This is a genomic window from Corynebacterium sp. HMSC08C04 (assembly GCF_001807495.1).
GTDB lineage: Bacteria > Actinomycetota > Actinomycetes > Mycobacteriales > Mycobacteriaceae > Corynebacterium > Corynebacterium simulans.
The window spans coordinates 1-22,714 of the sequence record NZ_KV789231.1; the positions used below are offsets into that span (position 1 = coordinate 1).

A 22,714-nucleotide genomic window follows, 5' to 3' on the forward strand; every position below is an offset into this window, starting at 1 on the left:
GCAACACCCCTACCAACAAGCCGCTCTCAGCAGGTTGTCGCGGAAACTGTCTTTCTTTTCTAAGAAAAATTCCAAGTCATACCAAGAAACGCCAAAGTGAACACATGCGCTACCGTCGTCGAATGACTCGCTTAAAACGAATTGCCAATCGTAGGGGCCGCCTGGTCTATTCGGGCCCATTTTTGCAAGTCTTTGGTCAGAAATTTCAAGCTGTCGGAGACACTTTTCCAGACTTACGGCATTGGGCAGTTGGATTGTGACCTTACTCTCGGCCACAGCCTCTCGCCCTCTTACCCGTGATGGGGTAGACCCCCAACAGATTCGATTTTTGGAATCTCATCGAAAATAAACAACTTTCGACCTTTCTGTGCGGACAGATAAAACGAAGTGAGTGAAGTGTATCACTCTGAGTAATGTTTGTGATTTAAATTTCAGAAAATTTTAAATCGGCAACTTTTAACTTCGCTTGGAGGTCTTGCCCTTCGGCGTACGTTTTCCCTACGGGGAAGGCTGACAGTAAGAATTTTTAGACGAGAAAAAGAGCAATCGCGCTGACCAGCGCCCATACCAGCATTGCGCGGCCAGTGATGCCGAGCACCGGGATGAGCTGGGGGCCGCGGGCGCCGCGGTTGACGGTGCGCACCGCCTGTAGTGCGAACGGGAAGTAAACCAACGCCGCGAGCGCTAGCCAGGAATCGAATGCGATGACAATGGTCAGCAGGACCGGGATGAGCAGCAGCCACATGAACAGGTTGCGTGACTTTTTATCGCCCAAGCGCACGGCCAAGGTAATCTTGCCGGCCTCAGTGTCGGAGGGGATGTCGCGAATGTTGTTGGCTAAGTTGACCGCAGAGCTCATTCCACCAATACCCACTGCGAGCGCAAGACCCGTCAGCGTGATGTGGCCTGCCTGTGTGAATTGGGTACCCAGTACCGCCACCAATCCGAAGAAGATGAAGATAGCGACCTCACCGAGGCCACGGTAACCGTACGGATTCTTGCCACCGGTATAAAACCATGCGCCAGCAATACAAAGCGCGCCTACCAAGATGAACCACGCGGCGTTCGCTACCAAAGACAACGCAATGCCAGCCATGGCAGCAACTGCGAACGAAGCAAAGGCCGCGTACTTCACGTGCTGCGGCTTCGCCAGCCCACCGCCGGTTAGACGCTGCGGGCCGGTGCGGTCGTCGTCGGTGCCGCGGATGCCGTCGGAGTAGTCATTGGCGTAATTGACGCCGATGATGAGCGCCCACGCCACAATGAGTGCGAGAAAGGCGCGGCCCCAGTGCGCGCCGTCGGCAGCCGCGGCGGCGCCAGTACCAGCGATGACTGGGGCGAAAGCATTTGCCCATGTATGCGGGCGAGCGCCTTGGAACCAGTCTTTGGCAGTTGCGGGATAGGCAGAAAGTGACATGTCAGTTATTGTGCCACGCCACCGCGGACATGCTGTGCACAAGGGACGCACACGGCGGACATATAAAAGCCACGGGTATGGCAAAAGCGCGTCGTACATACCCAAGAAAGGACGGCTGTGGGCCACACCCGTGACAAAAGTTCAACGCGTTGAACTTTCCTAAAAGTTATCATGTGAATCGCTCGCGGGGCAAGGCCTTTACTACGATGAATGTCATGCACTTAAGCGATCTCCCTGAACGTACCCAGGACTACCTCAAAGCCCTGTGGGACCTCTCCGAGCACTCTGGCGGCGCGCCCATCGCGCTCAAAGAACTGGCGGGGCGATTGAACCAAAAGGTGCCCACGGCGTCCGAAGCCGTAAAGCGTCTCGTTGCCCAAGGGCTGGTGGAACACGAGCGCTACGCTGGCGTTTCGCTGACCCCAGAGGGGCAGGCACTGTCCATGGGCATGGTCCGCCGCCATCGTCTCCTCGAGACCTTCCTGGTTAAAGAACTGGGGTACACCTGGGACGAGGTTCACGAGGACGCCGATCTCCTCGAGCATGCATGCTCCGATCGCTTCATCGATCGCCTCGATCAGCACCTGGGCCATCCTCAGCGCGATCCCCACGGCGATCCCATCCCCGATGCGCAGGGCAGCATCGAGGACCTTGGCACGCTCACGCTTGACGACGTCCCCCTTCACACCCCTGTCACCATCGAGCGGGTATGCGACGGGGACACCGAGCTGTTGCGCTACCTCGACAGCCACGGCGTCGGCTTGGGCGTCGAGGTCGTAGTTGATTCCCGCGTTGCGGGCCTGCTCAACCTGCACGCAGGGGACAAGGAGTTCTCCCTTGCGGAAGTCGCGGCCGCCGACGTGACAGTGCGCGCTAACGAAACCTAATCAGTTCTTAAAGAGCCCTGCGACACCACGACGGTCCACCTTGCCGGGGCCGGTCAGCGGCATCTCAGCAATGCGGATAATCTCGCGCGGAATCTGCCACCGAGGCAGGTCATCGAGCGCTTCGAGGATGTCGGTGCGCGAAGCCCAGCCGGTGTAAGCTGCGGCGATCATCTGACCAAGACGCGGATCAGGGATGCCCACCACGCATGCACTGTCGACGCCCGGAACCTGCAACAAGAGCTGTTCCAGCTGTTCTGGGTGCAACTTCAGGCCGCCCGAATTGATGATGTTGTCCAGACGTCCAGTGACGGTGAGCTGACCGTGGGCGTCGAGCTCTCCGGCGTCGGAAGTGGCGAACCAGCCATCGACGAAGTCGCGCGATTCCACATTGCGGTAGCCCTGCGCAATGGTCGGCCCGCCCAGGAAAATGCGGTTATCGTCCCCGATGCGCACCTCGGTGCCGGGCAGGGGAGTGCCGTTGTAGACGCAACCGCCCGCAGTCTCCGAGGAGCCATAGGTGGTTACCACGGTGATGTCGAGCTTGCGCGCAGATTCTAATAGCTGGGGATGCGGCGCTGCTCCACCCACCAGGATGGAGTTGAAGCGGCGCAGTGCTTGGATGCCGTCCAGTGAATCGAGTGCCTTGTGCAGCTGCATCGGCGTGAGCGCGGTGTACATGCGGTCTTCGGTGTGAGCGAGTTCTTCTGCTGCGCGGGCGAACTCGGCGATGTTAAAGCCTTGAGACAGGTCGAGGCACAGTGGCTCCACACCCGCCACCAACGAACGCACGAGCACCTGGATGCCCGCGATGTGATGGGCGGGCATGGCCAGTAGCCATTGGCCGGGTCCACCCAGGAAAGAATGGGTGGCATCCGCACTCGCCACCAGGTTAAGCGGGCTTAGCTGCGCACCCTTCGGTGTGCCCGTGGAACCCGAGGTAGCCACCACCAAAGCAATGTCCTCAGCAATCGATTCGCCCGCGCGCATGTGGTTGCGCAGCAATTCCGCCCGCGTGCGGTCCGCTGCGGGAAGGGGTAAGAGCGTGGTCTGCCCAGCGATGGCTCTCTCGAGCTCATCCAAAATACCTGCGGGATTGTGGGGATCGACTGGGAGTGGGGCGAGGATATGAGTCACGAATAATCAGGTTACCCGGGCATATCGCTCGTCCCGGGAGGCGGCGCGCCGGGCGTTTAGAGCAAGGCGCGCAGCCCCATGCTGAGCAAATAGAACACACCCGCCAGCACCGCGATGCAGCCGCCCGCCGACAAACTGAGTGCGGCCGCCAGCCAGAGCCCGCCGCATGCCAGCGCAATGCCCGCGATACCGGCACCGAGCATGAGCTGGGTCGGGCGCTTGATCCACGGCTGCAACGCCGCCGCCGGGGCTACCAGCAGCGCCAGGGACAAGATAGTGCCCACTGCGGGAATCACCACCACCATGGTCACGCTGATAAGCGTGAGGGTAAGCAAGTCATAGCGGCCGGGCTTTCCGCCTTGTGCGCGGAAGGACGTCTGGTCGAAGTAGAAGGAGACTAACGTCCGGCGAAATGCCACCAGCACGCCAAGGCTGACCACCACCAGCGCGCCGACAAACCAGACATCCTGCGCATTGACAGTGGTCAGCGAGCCCACGAGAAAGCTATCCACGTGGATAGGTAGCGGTTGGAACCAGCGCAGCAACAAGATGCCCAGGGAAAATCCTAGGGTGAGCGTCACGCCGGCGGCAGCGGTCGAAGAAATGCCCTCGACGGTACTCAACCACCGCATAAGCCAGGCCAAAGGCAGGCAGAACAGTGCCGCGCCTACCATCAAACCCGTGGAGAGATCCAAGCTCAGAAGGTTGGCCACCACTACACCGAGCACCGCGCCGGGGAAGATTCCGTGCGACAGGCTCTCAGCGAAAAAGACGCGCTTGCCCATGACCATCAAGGTTCCAACCAAGCCAGATAAACATCCCACAGCGATGGCCTCAAGGAGGGGCATCCGCAGGATCTCTGGATCAAGATGAGACAGTCCCATTAGCTAAATACCCCCTTCAAGCCCGCTAGCGGCACGGTGGCAACCAGCATCAAGCTGACGATTGCCTGCGGCGAAATCTGGTGCGTGGTTTGGGACAGCATGATGGCAAATCCAACCACCACTGCCAGCGTGGACAAACCCGCAGCCCAGAAGCACATGCTGCGCGGGGATCCTGCGATCAAGCGCGCCGAGAGGCCTGGAATGACAATAAAACCGATAACCAGCAACACACCCACTGCCGAGCTAGCCGCCACCACGATTAGGCCAACCGCGATATTCGCAATGAGCTCATAAGCCGCCACGTTGATGCCCATGGCGCGGGCCGCTGTGGTATCGAAAGCGACGAGAATCTGCATGCGCCAGGTTGTCAGGATGAGTAGTGCCGCAATCACGCAGAGCGTGACGGAGGTTGCCAGCCTGGACTGCGTGACGTCGAGAAGCCGGCCAAACATGAGGGCCTCCAGCTGCCCGGACTTGTCGCCATAGGCCAAACTGATGACCACGCCGATGCCGTACATAAAGGTCAGCACCACGGCCGTTCCGGCTTCCATATCCAGCTTCTGCGCTGACTGGCCCTGCCCAGAACCCAGAGAAGCCAGCACCAGCACCGTCACCGTGGCCACCGCGGCCGCACCCGGCACGATGCCCGGGATGCCGCCCACGATGAGCCCTACCACGATGCCCGGAAAAACCGAGTGCACGAGGGCTTCCACCGTAAATTCCATGCGGCGGAGATTAACGAGGACGCTAATGGCAGCTCCCGCAATCGATAGGCACAGCAGGAAGAGGAAAGCATTGCGCAGGTACGGGGCGAAGAGAATCTGCTCTATCACAGTCGCGCGCCTTGCTCCATATAGGTTTCCACTGCTTCCTCGGTTCCCATGGTGCGGACCTTGCCGTCGATCACAAACGCCGCCCAGTCGCAGGTGTGCTGCGCCAAGATGGGGTCGTGAGTGGAGACGAGCAGGGCGATTCCTGCTTCCTTGAGATCCGCAATGATCTGAATCAGGATTCGGCGACTTTCTTGATCAAGCCCGTTGAAGGGTTCGTCGAGAAGCACCAGCTCCGGGGCCGAAACCAACGCGCGCGCGATGAGCACGCGCTGGCGTTGCCCACCCGAGAGCTGGCCAAACCGCGTCTCGGCGAGGTGCTCCATCCCCACTTGTCGCAGGGCATTGAGTACGCAGTCGCGGTAGCTACGCATGCTCGTGCACCTGTGCCACCAGCTCACTGAGGGCAAAAGGCCCATTTCCACGACCTTGTAAGCCGTGACGGGAAAGCTCAGGTCGGAGTCTTGGTACTGCGGGACGTATCCGAGCGAGGCGTCGATGGTGGCCATGCCGCGCAAGGCAGCCAGGCCAGTGATTGCCTTGAGCAGGGTAGATTTGCCCGCGCCGTTGGAACCTAGGAGCGCCACGGCCTCGCCCGCGCGGATCTCAAGGTCAACGTCGGTGAGGATATCCCGGGCGCCATAGCCGCAGGTGGCATTGTGCAGAGTGACTAATGGGGAAGACATAAAGAGCTACTTGCGCTTGGCGAAGTCGAATTCCTGCAGCGATTCTGGCAACGGTTGCTGCTTGGAGTCCCAGGCGCTGACCAGGGTGTTGATGTTGTGGACGATGGATCCGATGTAGGTCTCGCCCTCACTGCCTGGCACACCTAGCGAGTCGCCGTACAAAGCGTCGTCGGATGTAACCGCCTTGACGCCTGCGGCGCGGGCGATGGCCTCGATGGACTTCGAGTTGTTGGAATTCTCCGCAAAGATGGCCTTGGCGCCGGACTCGCGGACCTTCTTTACCTGCTCATCGATGTGGCTCGAGGTGGCGTCCTGCTGGTGGTTGAAGTCAGACAGTGCGGAGCCGATGAATTTCACGCCATACTCGTTAGAGAAGTAGCCGAAGGCGTCGTGGGAAGAGAAGAGCACGCGGTCTTGCTCAGGAACTGCGGACATGGAATCGCTGGCCCACTTGTCGAGGTCCTCCAGCTGGTCGGTGTACTTCTTGCCGGCGGCGGTGAAGGCGTCCTTGGCCTGCGGGGAGGCCTGGGACAACGTGTTGACGATGTTGTCGACCTGAATCTTGGCCTGCTTCGGGGAGGTCCACACGTGCGGGTCGTACTTGAATTCTGGGGCCTCGCCGTCCTCCCCCGGGAAAGGCCACGGGCGCGGGCTCACGTGTTCGATGCCCTCGTCGATGGTGTACTTGCCGTTGCCATCGCTCATGCCTTCGCTCTTGACGCCCGAGGTCACGGCCATGACGCCGTGGAAGCCGGAGGAGTCCACGGCTTGGTCGAGGAAGTGCTCGAGGTCGACTCCGTTGACGAACATGTAGTCGGCCTGGGAGAGCGCCTGCATCTGCTGTGGGGTCATCTCGTGCTCGTGGGCGCTGGCGTTGGGGGCGAGCAAACAGGTGAGGTCGAGGGTCACTGGGCCCTCGCCGGAGGTGGTCTCTGCACCTTGGGAGTCGACCTTGTGGAGCTTGACGCCGCCGGCGGCTATCTGGGTGAGGTAGTCGCAGATCTGGGTAGTCGTGGCCACGGCCTTGACGGTGTCGCCGTCCTTCGGTTTTGCGGCGTCGGTGGATTCTTTCGAGGCGCTGCAAGCGGCGAGGCTGGCGCCGAGTGCTAGGGCGCAGGTGCCTGCGAGAATGCGCTGTAGGGGCCGGCGTGGGGTGCTGTGATTTGAGCTCATCATGAACTTCCTTTGCATTGGGAGAAGTGAACTCAACAAACACTAGCACCCTTGAACTAGATTGTTCAATATTATGAACTTAGGCAGTCCTATCTCCTCTTTTAGCTGCTAAAACTTAAAAATCCTCTCACTTCAATAGATGAGGTGAGAGGTTGGGAAGCGGTGGCCTTAGTTGGCTACTTTTGTCTTCTTGCTGAAGAGAAGCTGGTCCAGGGAGTGCATGCCGGGGCCGGCGGCGACGAGCATGACGAATGAGTTGCTGAGTTTCATGCTCAACACTTTACGTATGAACTATGGACATGTCCACAAAAGTTTATGATGTCTCACCTTGGTCCCAGAGATGCCTCACGACATTCCCCGCAGCGTCTATGCCTTCCTACATGTACGGATTGCGCGGGGTGTCCTCCTGATCGAAGGGACGCTCCCCACGCCTTTCGGCGTCTTTGATGTGGCGAAGCATCCATACGCGCGAGCCGATGACGCCCGCCAGCGCAAGTGTGGCCAAGCCGATGGCGAAAATCCACATCGTGCCAACTCCTGACTAGTAGTAGTACGGGAACTGCTCCCACTGTGGATCACGCTTTTCGAGGAATGCCTCCTTGCCCTCGACGGCCTCGTCAGTCATGTATGCCAGGCGGGTCGCCTCGCCGGCGAAGACCTGCTGGCCCATGAGGCCGTCATCGGTCAGGTTGAAGGCGAACTTCAGCATGCGCTGGGCCGTCGGGGACTTGCCGTTGATTTCGCGGCCCATCTGGATGGCGGCATCTTCCAAGTCGGCGTGATCGACGACCTCGTTGACGGCGCCCATCTCGTACATGCGCTGGGCGTCGTAAGTGCGACCCAGGAAGAAGATTTCGCGGGCATACTTTTGGCCCACCATCTTGGCCAAGTAGGCCGAGCCATAACCGGCGTCGAAGGATCCGACGTCGGCGTCGGTCTGCTTGAAACGCGCCTCTTGGCGGGAAGCGATGGTCATGTCGCAGACTACGTGCAGGGAATGCCCGCCGCCGGCCGCCCACCCATTGACCACGGCGATGACCACCTTGGGCATGGTGCGGATAAGGCGCTGGACCTCGAGGATATGTAGGCGGCCGCCTTCGACCTTCTCGCGGGCGGTGTCCACGGTGGATTCATCAGCGGTGGCATCATCGTGGGCGTGCTCGGTGGCGTAGCGGTACCCGGAGCGGCCGCGAATGCGCTGGTCGCCGCCCGAACAAAAAGCCCAGCCGCCATCCTTTTCGGACGGACCATTGCCGGTGAGCAAAATCGTGCCCACATCCGGCGTGCGGCGGGCGTGGTCAAGGGCGCGGTAGAGCTCATCCACCGTGTGCGGGCGGAACGCGTTGCGCACCTCCGGGCGGTCAAACGCGATGCGGACGATGCCGTCCTCGCGCTTGTCTCCGATGAGCCGGTGGTAGGTGATATCCGTGAGGTCTTCAAACCCCTCTACGGAATGCCACAATTCCGGCCGAAAGGGATTATCGGTGCTGTATTTTTTCTGCTCGCTCATAACGGCCAGCTTAGTGGCAAAAGAAGAATAGTCCCCATTCCCAACCCTCACCCACACGCGCTGCCCAGCAGGCTGGTAATAATCAATACGTGATACTGCGAGGTTGTTGCCCCGCACAATACCCGTGTACGCCATACCAGCGCGGTACTCCATGCTGTGGGGAGACTCGAACTCCCCGCCCCTTAAAGCGCTAAAGGGGGCCTGCATTCCCTGAACTTTCCCCTCCAGGGTGGGGGCCTGCTCGCTGCAGGCGTGTGGGCTACCATCGCGCGCTTTAAGCAGCGCGCGATATGACTATCCGTTCTTCAGTTCGGTATTCCAGTTCAGTTGCTGGATGCGGGTATCCAGCTCGCGGTACTGCTTAGACAGATCGTCGACACGCTTGCGCATATCCGCCACCGAGATAGTGGAGACAAACTTAATCTCGTTGCGGGAATAACGATCCGAGCGTGTGCCCGCCCGCTGCGCCAAGTCGTGGTAGATGCGGCGCTTGCGCACAAGGCCGTCCCGCAGAGCGAGGGCCTCCATTAAGTTCATCTTCTCATCGAAGGCGGTGGCGATATTTGTCGCATTAATGGCCTGCACCAGCTCATCGATGCGCTCGGTCACGCCGTCGAGCTCGCGCAGCAGCTCCTGCGGATCCTCCTCCGGGGTATCGCCCTCCTGCACGCGAACCACGGCGAGCAGCCGCTCGTGCAGGCTATTGAGACGCTCTTGCGCCTGGGCGCGCTCCGCCAATGCCTCAGCTAGCAGCATAATTCCTCCTTTATTGGTATAGGTTCCCAAAAATAGCGCAGAGCGGGGAGGGGGTCAATGGTCTGAGGGCGCTACCATGAAAGCCATGCATATCGATGACGTCCTATCCCGCGCCCATGTTGTCTCATTGCCGCTTGCCGTGAAGTTTCGTGGGATAACAACCCGCGAAGCATTGCTTATCGAGGGTCCTGCAGGCTGGGGCGAGTTCTCACCTTTCCTGGAATACGGCCCAGCCGAGTCGGCACATTGGTTGGCAGCCGGCTTGGAGGCGGCTTATGAAGGCTTCCCGGAACCAGTCCGCGATCTCATCGAGGTCAACGGCACCATCCCCGCCGTGCCTGCCAGCGAGGTTCCTGCCGTGATGGAGTGCTACCCAGGCTGCCGCACCTTCAAGATCAAGGTTGCAGAGAAGGGCCAGACGCTTGCCGACGACATCGCGCGCGTCACCGCCGTGCGCAACTACATCACCGAGCGCGGACGCGTCCCCGTCCTTCGCGTCGACGCCAACGGCGGCTGGAGCGTTGAGCAGGCAGTCGAGGCAGCCAAGGCTTTGATGCCGTTGGACTATATGGAACAGCCTTGCGCGAGCGCAGAAGAACTCGCGGAGGTGCGTCGCCAGCTGATGCGCAACGGGCTTTTCGTACGCGTTGCGGCCGATGAGTCTATCCGCAAGGTCGAGGACCCGTACCGCGTGGCTGATCTGCAGGCAGCCGACGTCGCGGTGGTAAAGCCGGCGCCTTTGGGCGGAGTGCGCAGGGTGCTCGACGTCGCCAAGCATCTACGTTCTCGCCACATGGATATTACGGTGGCTTCGGCCTTGGATACCTCGGTGGGAATCGGCATGGGGCTGGCCACTGTCGCGGCGCTGCCGAAGATTCTTGATGACGAAGACGTCGACGTCACTCCTGCCGCCGCTGGGCTGGCCACGGGCTCTTTGTTCCTCGAAGACGTCACGGAGCCGCGCCAACTGATTGACGGGCACCTTGCCGCCACCCCGCTCCTACCGGATCCGGCGCGCTTGTCCGACCTGGCGGCCGCGCCCGAGCGCCGGGATTGGTGGTTTGCGCGCGTGCGTGAGTGTTGGCAGTTCCTTTAGGGTTTTTATTTCTATCTGCAACGGCGTTTGTGCGGCGTGGAAAACCGCACAATTTGCCAATTAGCGCCTGGAAAACGCCAGGATCCCCGCCACTAATTGGCAAAATGTGCACTGTTGGCCTGAGTTTGTGCGCGGTAGGCTGGCGGCCATGACTGGCATGATTAGCGTCCGCGACGCCCACCTTCATAACCTGCGCAACGTCGACGTCGATATTCCGCGCGGCAAGGTCGTCGCCGTGACTGGCGTTTCAGGCTCCGGTAAGTCTTCCCTTGCTTTCGGCACCATCCACGGAGAAGGCCAGCGCCGCTACCTCGAATCCGTCGCACCTTTTGCACGCCGCCTCATCGGCTCCGCCGTGGATCCGCAGGTCAGCCAGATTGAAGGCCTTCCACCCACAGTGGCCCTCGAGCAGTCCACTTCAGCGGGCGGCGCACGCTCGACCGTCGGCACGATTTCCGCCATCTCCAATTCCGTGCGTCTGCTCTATTCGCGCGCCGGGGATAACCCGGAAGGCCTGTATTCCGATTCCTTTTCGCCGAATACGCCCGAGGGGATGTGTCCGGAGTGTCAGGGCACGGGCGTGGTGCATGTGGCGACCGAGGAGTCGATGGTTCCCGACCAGTCCTTGAGCATCGAGGAGGGCGCCATCGCCGCTTGGCCCGGTGCATGGGCAGGCAAGAACTTCCATGACATCCTCATGACTTTGGGCTATGACATGGATTCCCCGTGGCGCGAGCTCCCGCGCGCAGACCGAGACTGGATCCTCTTCACCGAGGAACGCCCCGTGGTCACCGTCAAGCCACTGCGCGGCGCTGACCAGATTCAGCGCAACTACGAAGGCACGTGGCGCTCGGTGGCCAGCTACCTCAACAAGACTCTCGCGGAAACGCAGTCCGAGAGCGTGCGCAAGCGCACGCTCCAGTACATGGAGTCACACACCTGCCCCACCTGCCAGGGCCGCCGGCTGAATCCGCGCGCGCTGCAGGTCACTTACGCGGGCCTGCCAATCGACACCCTCAACGACCTGCCCTTGGATGCGCTCCACGAGTTGCTTGCCAAGCAGAAACCGGAAGAAAACAGCGCCGAGGATCTCTTACTCAAACAGGTTATTCCTGCCTTGACCTCCGCCCTGGAACTCGGCCTGGCGCACCTGAGCCTAGGCCGCCCCACGGAGACGCTTTCGGCCGGCGAATTACAAAGAATCCGCCTCGCCGCGCAGCTGCGCTCGGGGCTCTTCGGCGTCACCTACGTGCTGGACGAGCCCTCCGCTGGCCTGCACCCAGAGGAGCGCACAGCCGTCATGGACATCTGCCGCCGCTTCGTCGCCGCCGGCAACACCGTCCTGCTGGTTGAGCACGACATGGATTTGGTCGCACAAGCTGACTGGCTTGTCGACGTCGGCCCTCACGCCGGCGAAGGCGGCGGCCAGGTACTGTACTCCGGCCCAGTCGCCGACTATGTTGCCGATACCCCGACCAGTAAGGCGCTGGCGCGGCGTCGTTTGGCATTGAATGAGACCCCACGAAAGAGCGAGAAACAACTGCACTTACGCGGCATTAAGGCGCGCAATCTGCGCGGGCTCGACGTGGACTTTGCGCTAGGCGCCTTCACTGCAGTCACGGGTGTCTCCGGTTCGGGAAAGTCCACGTTGGTCTCGACGGTTCTTGCAGGTCTGTTGCGCGAGCAGGCTACTGCCGTGACCGACGCCGAGGAACAACCCGACGGCGCGGCCCGGCAGTGGAGCGTCGAAAACACAGAAAATCTCGGTGAAGTCACCCGCCTGGTGCAAATCACTCAGAAGCCCATTGGCCGCACGCCGCGCTCGACACTCGCGACCTATACCGGCCTCTTTGACCACGTCCGCAAGCTTTTTGCCAACACGCAAGAAGCCAAGCAGCGCAAGTGGACGGTCTCGCGCTTTTCCTACAACGTCAAGCAAGGGCAGTGCCCTACCTGCGGCGGTGCGGGGCAGATCGAGGTTGAGTTGGTCTTCCTTCCCGGTTCTTACACGCTATGCCCGGATTGCCAGGGCAAACGCTATAACCCTGAAACACTCGAGGTGACGTGGGACGGGCGCACGATTGCGCAGATCCTAGAGTTAAGCGTTGACGACGCCCACGAGGTATTCGCCGCCGCTGAAGGCTCCGCGCAGGTCACCGCAATCATGCGCGCGCTGGAGACCCTCCAGGCCGTGGGGCTGGGCTACCTGCGCTTAGGCCAGGGCGCGCCCGAGCTTTCCGGCGGTGAGGCTCAGCGCATCAAGTTGGCCACCGAGCTGCAGCGCTCGCGCAATTCCCACCGCGGGCACACGGTTTACCTCCTCGATGAGCCAACCACTGGTCTGCACCCAGCGGACATCGCCTTGCTGAATGCGGAGCTGCACAAGCTTGTCGACGCCGGGCAGACCGTCGTCGTGGTCGAGCACAATCTCTCGGTTATCGCGGAGGCAGATACGGTCATCGAGCTGGGCCCTGGTGCCGGTGCGGCAGGAGGAAAGATTGTGGCTACCGGCACGCCAGGCGAGGTTGCCAAGCAGGACAGTCCAACTGGCAGCGCGCTGGCTGCAGCTGCAAGTTAATAAGGCGGCTTGCGGGTTTCTGCCTGTGTTTCTACAGGAAAATAGGGTATTTCTAGGAGCATGGCTAATAACTTTGGAAATAATTCCGGCGGCTACTCTGACGATGAAACCCGGCAGATTGGTCGCGTGACTGGGTATGGGCCGGGCTCCAACTCGGGCTTCGGTAGCAACGACGCTACCCGTCAATTCGGCGCGTCAGAGGAGCGGCCGCGTCAGGTATTTCCTGGCCAGGGCGCGCAACAGTCTCCGGCGCCTCAAGCAAGCCCCGGCGGATATGGTCAGCCTAGCGGCTATGGCTCTGGCTATGAATCCGGCTACGAGCCGGTGCCCTCCAGCTATGAGGTGGAGCCGGAACGCAAGCGTAAGAGCGGCGGTTCTGGGTTGACCAGCGTCTTCGCTGCTATTGCGGCCCTGGCAGTTATCGCGGCCGGCGCACTGTTTTTCATGTGGCGCAACGCCAGCTCCGAGGCGGATTCCCAGCCGGAGACGGTAACTTCCACCGCAACGGTTACTGAGGAAAAGCCCACCACCGTTACTGAAACGGTCACCGAGGAAGCACCACAGAGTGAAAACCCGATCGACCAGCTGCCAACCGATCTTCCGCCAGACGTACAGGATCAACTGGATCAGGGTGGCGAGGACCTAGAGAGTCTACTGAACGACCTACTGGGCGGCGGAAACGGCAATGGGAATGGCAACGGTAACGGCAACTCCCAGGGAGCTTAAGCCCCTAAACGCCAGCTAGTACTATGGAGCACCATGACTGACTCCATGAAGCTGGCGGAGGCGGTGGCTGCGCAATTGGCGCGCCACCTGTCTGACGTCATTATCTGCCCAGGCTCCCGCAACGCGCCGCTTTCTTTGGCGCTGTTGGCTCGCGAGGATATCCGCGTTCACACTCGTTTGGATGAGCGCTCCGCGGCCTTTACTGCCCTGGGCATGGCGCGCGTGCAGCGCCGCCACGTTGGCGTTGTGATGACGTCTGGCACTGCCGTGGCTAACGCATTGCCAGCGATGGTGGAGGCAGCCCACTCGCATACCCCGCTGGCTGTCATCAGCGCCGATCGTCCCGCACGCTTGGTGGGCACGGGCGCTTCTCAGACCATTCAGCAGCAGGGCATTTTCGGCGTCTACGCTGCGACCACCCAGGTGGCTGAGGAAGCAGACATTCCGCAGGTTGCGCAGCGTTTTACTCGTGACCTGCAGGTGCACATCAACGTTGCCTTTGACGTTCCACTTCTCCACGAGTCACTGCCGGAAAAGCCGTCTGATCACACCTCCCGCAAGGCGCCTACGCCGCGGCCTGTCAACCACGGCGAGGTCGAGGTTGACTTGAGCAAGAACACGCTCGTTATCGCCGGCGACGAAGCTTGGGAGGTCCAAGGCCTCGAGGACGTTCCGACCATCGCCGAGCCCACTGCGCCGGCACCATTCCACCCGGTGCACCCAGCGGCGGCTCATATCTTCCGCCGCGCGCAGGTCTCGGCTAACGATTACGTGGTTAACACCAAGGTCGAGCAGGTCATCGTGGTGGGCCATCCTACGCTGCACCGCGGCGTCATGGCGCTCATCAACGACCCAGATATCGAGCTCTTCGTTCTTTCCCGCAGCGCCGATTTCACCAATCCGCGTGGCGAGCAAGCCACCTTGGGTACCACGGTCAAGACCACCGGCGAGCCGAGCCGCGAGTGGCTGAAGATCTGCGAGGGCGCCGCTGAGATGGCTTCCTCCGGGGTGCGCGAGGTCCTTGAGGACGAGGAGCTTGGTTTCACCGGCCTGCACGTCGCCGCCGCGGTGGGGGATACCCTCTCCGTCGAAGACACCTTGGTCCTAGGCGCCTCGAACCCGGTCCGCGATGCCTCGCTGGTAGGCCTGCCTTTCGACGGCGTGGATACCTTCTCACCCCGCGGCGCCGCCGGCATCGACGGCACCATCGCACAGGCCATGGGCATCGCGCTGGCCACCCAATCCCGCGAAGCTGATGCATGGCGCGCCCCGCGCGTTATCGCATTGCTTGGCGATGTCACCTTCCTCCACGACGCCACCTCACTTCTTGTTCCAGAAGGCGAGGCCCGCCCGGAAAATCTCACTATCGTGGTGGCCAATGATGACGGCTGCGGCATCTTCGAGCTCCTGGAACAGGGCGCAGAGCCGTTCCGCCCCTCCTTCGAAAAGGCCTTCGGCACCCCGCACGGAATGAAACTGGAACAGGTGGCGGAAGCCTTCGGTGCCGAGTACCGCGCGGCGAATACACCACAGGAGCTTCTCGATACGCTCGCCGAGCTGAAGGAATACTCCACCGGAGTTACCATCGTCGAAGCACACACCACCCGTGAGACCCGCCGCCAGCTGCAGGCGGAGCTGACTGCAAAGGTCGGCCAGTAGGTGGGCGCATTTCCGGTGCGGCCGCCCAAGGCGCCGAAGACGGCAGTGGCCCCGCGCTACACGCCTGTCGTGTATCGCCGGCGCCTGCATCAGCTCATCATTGCGTTGTACGCGGCGTCGATTGTCGCGATGCTGGGGATGATGGTGGGGGCTTTCCTAAACGATCGCTCCATCGAGTCCAATCCGGGCCGCGCGCTGGCGACGGTCACGGACGTAGGAATCACAAGAACCTACGTCGATTTCCAGGACTCCGAAGGCATCTACCAATCCCCGCAATCCGGCCTGCTTTATCCCACCGGGCTGGGGGAGGGCCAACAGGTTTGGGTGCTCTACTCGCAAAGTGACCCTGACCTAGTAAAGGTCGAGGGCCGCGAATGGACGCTGTCTATCCTCCCGGCGCTTTCCTCGATGGTCGTGGCCAGCCTGATTGCCGCGGCAGCATGGTGGACGGTGGGATTGAGCACGCGGGCGGCGGAGCGGCGTCGCCAAGCAAATGAAAGTGTTAACCAAAATTTTCCGCAGGCTTCACCGGAATCCTAGGCAAATAGGGGATTATTGAACCCATGCGTGTTGCGATTGTGGCAGAGTCCTTCCTTCCCAACGTCAATGGAGTGACCAACTCCGTGCTGCGTGTGCTTGAGCACCTGGCAGAAACCGGGCACGAGGCCCTGGTCATTGCCCCCGGTGCGCGCGAGGGCCAGGAGGAAATCGCGGATTACTTAGGCTTTCCCATCGTGCGGGTTCCCACCGTGCGCATCCCGTTGATTGATTCGCTGCCTGTCGGCGTACCAACCACTGCCGTGGACGAGGCACTGCGGCAGTTCAAGCCCGACATCATCCACCTGGCCAGCCCCTTTGTTCTGGGTGCTGCCGGGGCCTTCTCCGCCCGTCAGCAACGCATTCCGTCGGTGGCGCTCTACCAAACTGACGTCGCCGGTTTCGCTACCAAGTACCACGCTTCCGCGCTGGCTTATGCCACCTGGGAGTGGCTGCGCACCATCCACAACGCCTGCCAGATGACGCTCGCGCCTTCCTCGTTGACCATCCGCGATTTGGAAGATCACAACATCAAAAATGTGCGCCACTGGGGCCGCGGTGTGGATGCGGAGCGTTTCCACCCGTCTAAGCGCTCCGCGCAGTTGCGCAAGCAGTGGGGCGCAGACGGCAAGAAGGTCGTGGGTTTCGTTGGCCGTCTTGCTGCAGAAAAGGGCGTGCACCGTCTGGCTGCGCTGAATGATCGCTCCGATATTCAGCTGGTCATCGTTGGCGATGGCCCAGAGCGTCCACTGCTGGAGGCACAGCTGCCCAACGCTTACTTCACGGGCGCGCTCGGCGGCGACGAATTGGCCCAAGCTTATGCCTCTCTCGACGTCTTCGTTCACGCGGGCGAATTCGAAACCTTCTGCCAGGCCATTCAGGAGGCGCAGGCTTCCGGCGTCCCCACGATTGGGCCGCGCGCCGGAGGCCCAGTGGATCTCATTCAGGAGGGCTACAACGGGCTGCTTCTCGAAGTCGCGACCTTCGTCGAGGATCTCCCCAACGCCGTCGATGCGCTGCTGAACCCAGAAATCCACGAGGAGTTGCGTGCGAATGCCCGTGAGTCGATTTCTTCCAAGACGTGGAAGGCGCTGTGTGAGCAGCTTCTGGGCTACTACGAGGAGGTCTTGGAAGATACTCGCCGCGTGCCGCTGACCATCCTGGGTCAGCGCCCTGAGCTGCCGCGGTGGGCGGCGCGTGCCCTCGGTGCACGCGTGGCCTAAACTAGCTACTTATGTCAAAGGCAGATCTCGATAAGAAGCCCTTCGACGTTGCGCGCATGTTCGACGCCGTCGGTGCCAAGTATGACATCACTAACACGGTGCTGTCCTTTGGCCAGGATAAGACCTGGCGTAAGCGCACCCGTGAACGCTTGGACTTGCGGCCGGGGGAGAAAGTCCTCGACTTGGCGGCGGGCACGGCTGTGTCGACTGAGGAGCTCGCCAAGTCCGGCGCGTGGTGCGTGGCCTGCGACTTCTCCCGCGGCATGCTGGCCGCCGGTGCACAGCGCGATGTGCCGAAGGTTGCCGGCGACGGCATGCAGTTGCCCTTCGCAGACGAGACCTTCGACGCCGTAACAATCTCTTATGGCCTGCGCAATATCCACGATTTCGAGCTGGGGCTGCGTGAGATGGCTCGCGTAACTAAGCCGGGCGGCCGTATTGCAGTGGCGGAGTTTTCCAAGCCCATCATCCCGGTCTTCGGCACGGTCTACAAGGAATACTTAACCCGCCTGCTGCCGCCGATTGCGAAGCTAGTTTCGTCGAACCCGGAGGCTTATGTCTATCTCGCTGACTCGATTCGCGCCTGGCCCGACCAAGAGGAACTTGCCGCAGCCATCAACCGCAATGGGTGGGAAGGCGCGGGCTGGAAGAACATGACGCTCGGCATCGTGGCGCTGCACTCGGCGACGAAGCCGTTGCGCTAGGCCCAGCAACGCTGGCTCCGGCCCTGCTGAGCACTCACCGAGCCCTCTGCCGAGCTTTGGCCAGGCTCCCCGCAAAAGGGACCATCTGGAAAGGCACGCGGGCTTAGAGCGAGTTCCACAGCGGCGTATTGCGCCGCGCCGCCGCTACGCCGCGGCCAGCCAGGCGCCACGCGCGAGCGATGAGGTCGCGGTCTTCTTCTGTGACCAAGTTGCCCATGAGCCGGGCTGCCGCCGGCATCAGCATCCGGCCGACCGGCCCGCGCAGCGCAACTGGGCCCGCGAAAGGCAGGAACTGTGGGTAAGTCAGTAAGCGCGCGGCCGTGCGCGCCAAGACGAAAGCCTCGCCGTACTGCGTCTGCAACAGATCTGGCCAGGCCAGTGTGAAGTCCTTGGTGCCCAACAACTCGACTGCAAGCTTTGCGGTCTCCAAACCATAGTCGATGCCCTCGCCATTGAGCGGGTTCACGCAAGCCGCGGCGTCACCAATGAGCATCCAGTTGGCACCGGCCACGTTTGAGACCGCACCGCCCATAGGCAGCAGAGCTGAGGCTACGCGGGTGATTTCGCCTAAGCCCCAGTCCGCGCGCTGCTGCTGCGCGTAGTGAGAAAGCAGCTTCTTGGTGTTGATACGGGCCGGACGCTGCGCCGTTGAAAGCGCGCCAAGTCCGATGTTGACCTCACCGATTTCCGCACCCAGCGGAAAAATCCAGCCATAGCCCGGTTGCACCTCGCCGGTCTCCGACTTCAGCTCCACATGCGAGTGCATCCACGGCTCCGCTGCGTGCGTGGAAGTCGCATAACTGCGCGCAGCGATGCCATAGACCTCGTCTTGGTGCCAAGCGCGTCCTAGCTGCTTGCCAAAGGTCGAGCGCACGCCGTCGGCCACGATCACCCACTTGGAACGCACTTCGCGCTCACCAACGCGGAAACTGGTGAGAGACCCGTTTTCCACCACTGGGGCGGTCGCAGGCGTACCGGTCCACGTCTTTGCACCTGCAGCCTGTGCGGCCGCAAAGACGAGATTGTCGAACTCGTGGCGCGGCAAAGCCGTACCCACCGAAGTCGGGTAGCTGGAGGGCCACGGCGCGGTTACTGAGCCGCCATAACCGTGTAGCTTCAAGCCCTTATTGCGATATTGCGCATTAATGTCCAGCCCCAATAGATTCAGCTGATGCATCGCGCGCGGGGTGAGCCCGTCGCCGCAGGTTTTGTCACGGGGGAAAGACGCGGCGTCGATAAGCAGCGTTTCGTAGCCCGCCTTAACTGCGTGAATAGCGGCGGCGGAACCTGCCGGCCCTGCGCCGATGATGGCTACGTCTACAAGTTCTGGGTTATCGATCTGCTGCGACATGGGCACTATCATTGCACGCGTTGGCCACCTTGAGTGTGTTTAGGGCCGTGGTATGGACTACGGTAAGTAGCTGATTATCACTGCCATTTTTGAGTTAAAGGAACGCTGTTAATGTCTCACGGCCAGACTCATGCCACTCATGTGGACTTGGGTGACCCGCAGCTAAGCGAGCGCATTGGCGCTGGAATGGCTGCCGTTGAGGAATTGCTGCACCATGAAATTGATCGTGGGCAGGACTTCGTAAAAGAGAAGGTCAGCCACCTTTCGAGTGCAGGCGGAAAGCGCTTTCGCCCAATGATGGCTTTGCTCGCCTCCGAGTTTGGCCAGCGCCCAGCTTCTGCTGAGGTCATTAAAGCCGCCACGGTGGTTGAAATGGTGCACGTCGCAACGCTTTATCACGATGACGTGATGGATGAGGCTGAGCGTCGCCGCGGCGTCGAGTCCGCCAATTTCCGCTGGACCAACTCCGTGGCAATTTTGGCTGGCGACGCCCTCTTGGCGCATGCTTCCCGCCTGATGTCCCAGCTTGATACCCACACGGTTGGACACTTCGCGGAGACTTTCGAGGAGCTGGTCACCGGCCAGATGCGTGAGACCATCGGCGCGGGCGAGGCTAATGCGGTGGATCACTACATGGCGGTTATCCGTGAGAAGACGGCCGTGCTCATTGCGTCTGCTGGCTACCTGGGCGCTTATCATTCCGGTGCTACCTCTGAACAGGCCGCCGCGCTGCGTCAGATTGGCGGTGCAATCGGCATGATATTCCAAATCGTCGACGACATCATTGACATTTTCTCCGACCCGAACGAATCCGGTAAGACCCCGGGCACCGATCTCCGCGAGGGTGTATTTACCCTGCCGGTCCTCTACGCCCTGGAGGAGGAAGGCCCAGTGGGCGACGAACTGCGTGCGCTTTTGACAGGCCCGCTTGCCGACGACGCGTCTGTTGATCACGCCATCGACCTTCTGCGTCGCTCGGGCGGCCGCGAGAAGGCTATGAACGATGTGCATGGCTACCTGCGTGTTGTGGAGGAGCAGCTTTCGGTGCTGCCGGAGTGTGCAGCTAGCGAGGCGCTGCGCCAGTTGGCGGATTACACGGTTCGCCGGGTTGGCTAAGCAGGCACTAAAAGGACTTGTGTCCTGCCGATTTGCATGCCGGTGGGCACTTCGTAGTAAAGTACCTAATCGCACCTCGAGTGCAAGCCAGGTTGCCCGAGCGGCCAAAGGGAGCGGACTGTAAATCCGCCGGCATTGCCTTCAGAAGTTCGAATCTTCTACCTGGCACAATCTAAACCCCGTGGTTTCGACCACGGGGTTTCTTCGTTTTCGCGTCGTGGGTGAAATCTAGCGGTCGTGTTCTTCAAGCTCGCCTCACTCTGCCCCTTGGGCTAAAGGTGTGCGAAAACGTGCGTTTGAAAGAGCTCAAAAACGCAGAGTGAACTGGCGATTTGTGTAATTAGACTAAATCGGGTTAACCTTTTCAAGGCTTCAACGAGAGCACAGCGAACAAAAAGTTCGTTACTCAACGAGGCTGTGCCCCCTTAGCTCAGTCGGCAGAGCGTTTCCATGGTAAGGAAAAGGTCGACAGTTCGATTCTGTCAGGGGGCTCCAATCATGTCTGCATCTAGTGCACATGATTATGGCGGTGTAGCTCAGTGGTAGAGCAAGCGACTCATAATCGCTGTGTCGCGAGTTCAATTCTCGCCATCGCTACCGGGAAAGGAAAGTGCCCCACAACGCGGGCGCTTTTTTACTACCGACTCCGGCCCAAGGGCTGGCGGTTTAGAAGTAAATCGCAGTTCTGGTAGGGTTGTGCATGCTGTCTTTGACAGTTACATGCATAGGGGCGTGGCGCAATTGGTAGCGCAACGGTCTCCAAAACCGTAGGTTGCAGGTTCGAGTCCTGTCGCCCCTGCCAAAACTTTTCCAAGGAGGAACCAGCTGTGAGCGATGAACAGCAGCCGATTAAGTCAGGCGCTTCACGCCCCACCGGTAAGCGCCAGCTCTCCGGTGCAGCTACCACCTCATCGCAGGCGTACACCGACAAGCGAGTTGTACGCGTAGAGGACAAAAAAGATGATGCAACCGTCGGCGGCGGTGTAGCCGCTTTCCCAAGCGAGGTTGCTTCCGAAATGAAGAAGGTCGTCTGGCCAACCGCAAAGGAAATGGTTCAGTACACCGTTATTACCTTCGCCTTCCTCATCGTCCTGACTGCCCTTGTCTGGGGAGTTGACACCCTGTCCGGTCTGGGAGTTGAGAAGATTCTGACTCCTTAGTAGTCTTTTAATACAAGCTTTTATCCCGCTGATTTCACTCGCGAGGCGAGGGAAACGGCGGGATACTTTTTGCCCTAGTGGCTTGGCGGGGCGGCGTTCGTTTAGGGGCCGCAACGCAGGTAGGCTAGGGCGCAGAAAATTCTTGAAGCGCCTGCTTCTTTAAAGCTCGCGCGCGAACGGATGGAGTAAAAGACCATGAGCGACGAGAACAACGTCGAAACGCCAGAAACCTCCCTCGAAGCGGCCCTCATCGGCAACGTACAGGACCAGGCAGCCGAAGCTGTGGCTGATTCCGAGTCCGCCACCGAAGAGGCTTACACCGAAGCCGGCATGGAGGCGCCACAGTTCAGCGAGGCCGAGTCCGCGGACGCACCTGCCGCGGAAGGTGCAGAAGCCGCTGAAGGCGCATCTAACGCTGCAGACGCAGAGGCTGCAAGCGCCGCTGAAGCTGAGGGATCCGAGGACGATGACTACCGCCGTCGCTTGCGCCAGTTCACCCGCGAGCTGAAGAAGCAGCCGGGCCAGTGGTACATCATCCAGTGCTACTCCGGCTACGAGAACAAGGTGAAGACCAACCTCGACATGCGCGCCCAGACCCTTGAGGTCGAGGATTCCATCTTCGAGGTTGTCGTTCCGGTCGAGCAGATTCTGGAAAACAAGGACGGCAAGAAGAAGATCGTCAAGCGCAAGCTGCTGCCGGGCTACGTCTTGGTCCGCATGGAGCTTAACGACGCCGCCTGGTCCGTCGTTCGCGAAACCCCTGGTGTGACCTCCTTCGTGGGTAATGAGGGCAATGCGACCCCGGTCAAGATCCGCGACGTCGCCAAGTTCCTCATGCCGAACGAGGCTGCACCGGAGTCCAAGCAAAACGCTGGCGACCAAGACGGCGAGCAGGTCGTCGCAATGCCGGAGAAGGCTGCTGCGAAGGCTTACGCGCACGACTTCGAGGTCGGCGAGGCAGTTACCATCCTCTCCGGCCCGCTGGCATCCGTTTCTGCAACGATCTCCGAGATCGACCCAGAGACCGGTAAGATGCAGGGCCTGGTTTCCATCTTCGGCCGCGAGACTCCAGTCGAGCTTTCCCCGACCGAAATCGAGCGCGTCTCCTAAACCCACTTGGCGCGTAGCCTGGGAAAATGGCAGGCTATGCGATTTGGTAGCAGGGCGCACGGTGTTCTAAGATAAAACGCCGTGCGCCTTTTTGCGTGCACAGACAACTAAACGTTTCTCCCCCGGTGGCCCACTTGAGGTGAGCATCCGGACGGGGCGCTGTTATTCATCGTGGCA

The 22,714-nt window shown here is 60.8% G+C and carries 22 protein-coding genes and 4 tRNA genes; 16 read left to right on the forward strand and 10 right to left on the reverse strand.

Annotated features, from left to right (window positions below; genetic code table 11):
• The coding region (locus HMPREF3169_RS13290; protein WP_210387504.1) for a hypothetical protein at window positions 1–260 on the forward strand (260 nt) is incomplete at its 5' end.
• Window positions 261–526: 266 nt separating this feature from the next.
• Here the strand turns inward: HMPREF3169_RS13290 and HMPREF3169_RS12015 are convergent.
• Window positions 527–1,417, reverse strand: a complete 891-nt coding sequence (locus HMPREF3169_RS12015) for a 1,4-dihydroxy-2-naphthoate polyprenyltransferase (RefSeq protein ID WP_070456836.1) — start codon at window positions 1,415–1,417, stop codon at window positions 527–529.
• Window positions 1,418–1,632: 215 nt separating this feature from the next.
• Between HMPREF3169_RS12015 and HMPREF3169_RS12020 the strand changes: the two genes are divergently transcribed.
• Window positions 1,633–2,304, forward strand: a complete 672-nt coding sequence (locus HMPREF3169_RS12020; RefSeq protein WP_062039180.1) for a metal-dependent transcriptional regulator — start codon at window positions 1,633–1,635, stop codon at window positions 2,302–2,304.
• Here HMPREF3169_RS12020 and menE read toward each other — a convergent pair whose 3' ends face one another.
• From menE to HMPREF3169_RS12055, 8 genes are all read right to left on the reverse strand, one after another.
• The gene (menE, locus tag HMPREF3169_RS12025; protein ID WP_070456838.1) at window positions 2,305–3,438 is read right to left on the reverse strand and encodes an o-succinylbenzoate--CoA ligase; all 1,134 of its coding nucleotides are present in this window, start codon (window positions 3,436–3,438) and stop codon (window positions 2,305–2,307) included. It abuts the gene before it with no gap.
• 56 nt (window positions 3,439–3,494) lie between these two features.
• The gene (locus HMPREF3169_RS12030) at window positions 3,495–4,322 is read right to left on the reverse strand and encodes a metal ABC transporter permease (RefSeq protein WP_023020499.1); all 828 of its coding nucleotides are present in this window, start codon (window positions 4,320–4,322) and stop codon (window positions 3,495–3,497) included.
• Window positions 4,322–5,155 (reverse strand): metal ABC transporter permease, encoded by an 834-nt coding sequence (locus tag HMPREF3169_RS12035; RefSeq protein ID WP_023020500.1) that lies wholly within the window; start codon window positions 5,153–5,155, stop codon window positions 4,322–4,324. Before HMPREF3169_RS12035 ends, HMPREF3169_RS12030 begins: the two co-directional genes overlap by 1 nt.
• Window positions 5,152–5,838 (reverse strand): metal ABC transporter ATP-binding protein, encoded by a 687-nt coding sequence (locus HMPREF3169_RS12040; RefSeq protein ID WP_023020501.1) that lies wholly within the window; start codon window positions 5,836–5,838, stop codon window positions 5,152–5,154. Before HMPREF3169_RS12040 ends, HMPREF3169_RS12035 begins: the two co-directional genes overlap by 4 nt.
• Before the next feature lie 6 nt (window positions 5,839–5,844).
• Window positions 5,845–7,011: a metal ABC transporter substrate-binding protein gene (locus HMPREF3169_RS12045; RefSeq protein ID WP_062035962.1), complete on the reverse strand. Its 1,167-nt coding sequence runs from the start codon at window positions 7,009–7,011 to the stop codon at window positions 5,845–5,847.
• A 376-nt stretch (window positions 7,012–7,387) separates the two neighbouring features.
• On the reverse strand, window positions 7,388–7,537 hold the full coding sequence (locus HMPREF3169_RS13200; protein ID WP_162839570.1) for a hypothetical protein: 150 nt from the start codon (window positions 7,535–7,537) through the stop codon (window positions 7,388–7,390).
• 15 nt (window positions 7,538–7,552) lie between these two features.
• Window positions 7,553–8,521: a 1,4-dihydroxy-2-naphthoyl-CoA synthase gene (locus HMPREF3169_RS12050; RefSeq protein ID WP_070456914.1), complete on the reverse strand. Its 969-nt coding sequence runs from the start codon at window positions 8,519–8,521 to the stop codon at window positions 7,553–7,555.
• 294 nt (window positions 8,522–8,815) lie between these two features.
• On the reverse strand, window positions 8,816–9,277 hold the full coding sequence (locus HMPREF3169_RS12055; RefSeq protein ID WP_070456840.1) for a DIP1984 family protein: 462 nt from the start codon (window positions 9,275–9,277) through the stop codon (window positions 8,816–8,818).
• Between the two features lie 76 nt (window positions 9,278–9,353).
• Here HMPREF3169_RS12055 and HMPREF3169_RS12060 point away from each other — a divergent pair, with 76 nt between their 5' ends.
• The 7 genes from HMPREF3169_RS12060 (at window position 9,354) to HMPREF3169_RS12090 (ending at window position 17,800) form a co-directional block, all read left to right on the forward strand.
• Window positions 9,354–10,373 (forward strand): o-succinylbenzoate synthase, encoded by a 1,020-nt coding sequence (locus tag HMPREF3169_RS12060; RefSeq protein ID WP_070456843.1) that lies wholly within the window; start codon window positions 9,354–9,356, stop codon window positions 10,371–10,373.
• 148 nt (window positions 10,374–10,521) lie between these two features.
• Entirely contained in the window at window positions 10,522–12,951 is a 2,430-nt protein-coding gene (locus tag HMPREF3169_RS12065) for an excinuclease ABC subunit UvrA (RefSeq protein ID WP_070456846.1), read from the forward strand.
• Window positions 12,952–13,011: 60 nt separating this feature from the next.
• Window positions 13,012–13,677 (forward strand): hypothetical protein, encoded by a 666-nt coding sequence (locus tag HMPREF3169_RS12070; protein ID WP_070456848.1) that lies wholly within the window; start codon window positions 13,012–13,014, stop codon window positions 13,675–13,677.
• Between the two features lie 33 nt (window positions 13,678–13,710).
• Window positions 13,711–15,336, forward strand: a complete 1,626-nt coding sequence (gene menD / locus HMPREF3169_RS12075; protein ID WP_070456851.1) for a 2-succinyl-5-enolpyruvyl-6-hydroxy-3-cyclohexene-1-carboxylic-acid synthase — start codon at window positions 13,711–13,713, stop codon at window positions 15,334–15,336.
• A gap of 15 nt (window positions 15,337–15,351) precedes the next feature.
• Complete coding sequence (locus HMPREF3169_RS12080) at window positions 15,352–15,876, forward strand: DUF3592 domain-containing protein (RefSeq protein WP_246815643.1); 525 nt, start codon at window positions 15,352–15,354, stop codon at window positions 15,874–15,876.
• Window positions 15,877–15,899: 23 nt separating this feature from the next.
• Complete coding sequence (locus HMPREF3169_RS12085) at window positions 15,900–17,096, forward strand: glycosyltransferase family 4 protein (RefSeq protein ID WP_061920433.1); 1,197 nt, start codon at window positions 15,900–15,902, stop codon at window positions 17,094–17,096.
• A gap of 11 nt (window positions 17,097–17,107) precedes the next feature.
• Entirely contained in the window at window positions 17,108–17,800 is a 693-nt protein-coding gene (locus HMPREF3169_RS12090) for a demethylmenaquinone methyltransferase (RefSeq protein WP_061920436.1), read from the forward strand.
• Window positions 17,801–17,903: 103 nt separating this feature from the next.
• Here HMPREF3169_RS12090 and HMPREF3169_RS12095 read toward each other — a convergent pair whose 3' ends face one another.
• Window positions 17,904–19,163 carry a geranylgeranyl reductase family protein gene (locus tag HMPREF3169_RS12095; protein WP_061920438.1) on the reverse strand — a complete coding sequence of 420 codons (1,260 nt, stop codon included), beginning with the start codon at window positions 19,161–19,163 and terminating at the stop codon, window positions 17,904–17,906.
• Window positions 19,164–19,262: 99 nt separating this feature from the next.
• Between HMPREF3169_RS12095 and HMPREF3169_RS12100 the strand changes: the two genes are divergently transcribed.
• From HMPREF3169_RS12100 to nusG, 7 genes are all read left to right on the forward strand, one after another.
• Complete coding sequence (locus tag HMPREF3169_RS12100; RefSeq protein ID WP_062035937.1) at window positions 19,263–20,267, forward strand: polyprenyl synthetase family protein; 1,005 nt, start codon at window positions 19,263–19,265, stop codon at window positions 20,265–20,267.
• An 86-nt stretch (window positions 20,268–20,353) separates the two neighbouring features.
• Window positions 20,354–20,435: transfer RNA gene (locus HMPREF3169_RS12105), tRNA-Tyr, on the forward strand.
• A 251-nt stretch (window positions 20,436–20,686) separates the two neighbouring features.
• A tRNA-Thr gene (locus HMPREF3169_RS12110) sits at window positions 20,687–20,762 on the forward strand.
• A 30-nt stretch (window positions 20,763–20,792) separates the two neighbouring features.
• Window positions 20,793–20,864 (forward strand) — tRNA-Met (locus HMPREF3169_RS12115).
• 129 nt (window positions 20,865–20,993) lie between these two features.
• A tRNA-Trp gene (locus HMPREF3169_RS12120) sits at window positions 20,994–21,069 on the forward strand.
• Window positions 21,070–21,094: 25 nt separating this feature from the next.
• Window positions 21,095–21,427, forward strand: coding sequence for a preprotein translocase subunit SecE (gene secE, locus HMPREF3169_RS12125; protein ID WP_062035935.1), 333 nt, complete (start codon window positions 21,095–21,097; stop codon window positions 21,425–21,427).
• Window positions 21,428–21,622: 195 nt separating this feature from the next.
• On the forward strand, window positions 21,623–22,537 hold the full coding sequence (nusG, locus tag HMPREF3169_RS12130; RefSeq protein WP_062042342.1) for a transcription termination/antitermination protein NusG: 915 nt from the start codon (window positions 21,623–21,625) through the stop codon (window positions 22,535–22,537).
• Window positions 22,538–22,714 lie beyond the last annotated feature (177 nt).

Coding starts and splice junctions, on each gene's coding strand:
- HMPREF3169_RS12055 (WP_070456840.1), bottom strand. CDS start 9,277: ATGCTGCTAGCTGAGGCATTGGCGGAGCGCGCCCAGGCGCAAGAGCGT.
- HMPREF3169_RS12045 (WP_062035962.1), bottom strand. CDS start 7,011: ATGAGCTCAAATCACAGCACCCCACGCCGGCCCCTACAGCGCATTCTC.
- HMPREF3169_RS12095 (WP_061920438.1), bottom strand. CDS start 19,163: ATGATAGTGCCCATGTCGCAGCAGATCGATAACCCAGAACTTGTAGAC.
- HMPREF3169_RS12085 (WP_061920433.1), top strand. CDS start 15,900: ATGCGTGTTGCGATTGTGGCAGAGTCCTTCCTTCCCAACGTCAATGGA.
- nusG (WP_062042342.1), top strand. CDS start 21,623: ATGAGCGACGAGAACAACGTCGAAACGCCAGAAACCTCCCTCGAAGCG.
- HMPREF3169_RS12015 (WP_070456836.1), bottom strand. CDS start 1,417: ATGTCACTTTCTGCCTATCCCGCAACTGCCAAAGACTGGTTCCAAGGC.
- HMPREF3169_RS12020 (WP_062039180.1), top strand. CDS start 1,633: ATGCACTTAAGCGATCTCCCTGAACGTACCCAGGACTACCTCAAAGCC.
- HMPREF3169_RS12090 (WP_061920436.1), top strand. CDS start 17,108: ATGTCAAAGGCAGATCTCGATAAGAAGCCCTTCGACGTTGCGCGCATG.
- HMPREF3169_RS12040 (WP_023020501.1), bottom strand. CDS start 5,838: ATGTCTTCCCCATTAGTCACTCTGCACAATGCCACCTGCGGCTATGGC.
- HMPREF3169_RS12070 (WP_070456848.1), top strand. CDS start 13,012: ATGGCTAATAACTTTGGAAATAATTCCGGCGGCTACTCTGACGATGAA.
- HMPREF3169_RS12050 (WP_070456914.1), bottom strand. CDS start 8,521: ATGAGCGAGCAGAAAAAATACAGCACCGATAATCCCTTTCGGCCGGAA.
- menD (WP_070456851.1), top strand. CDS start 13,711: ATGACTGACTCCATGAAGCTGGCGGAGGCGGTGGCTGCGCAATTGGCG.
- HMPREF3169_RS12065 (WP_070456846.1), top strand. CDS start 10,522: ATGACTGGCATGATTAGCGTCCGCGACGCCCACCTTCATAACCTGCGC.
- HMPREF3169_RS12030 (WP_023020499.1), bottom strand. CDS start 4,322: ATGGGACTGTCTCATCTTGATCCAGAGATCCTGCGGATGCCCCTCCTT.
- HMPREF3169_RS12060 (WP_070456843.1), top strand. CDS start 9,354: ATGAAAGCCATGCATATCGATGACGTCCTATCCCGCGCCCATGTTGTC.
- HMPREF3169_RS12100 (WP_062035937.1), top strand. CDS start 19,263: ATGTCTCACGGCCAGACTCATGCCACTCATGTGGACTTGGGTGACCCG.
- HMPREF3169_RS13200 (WP_162839570.1), bottom strand. CDS start 7,537: ATGTGGATTTTCGCCATCGGCTTGGCCACACTTGCGCTGGCGGGCGTC.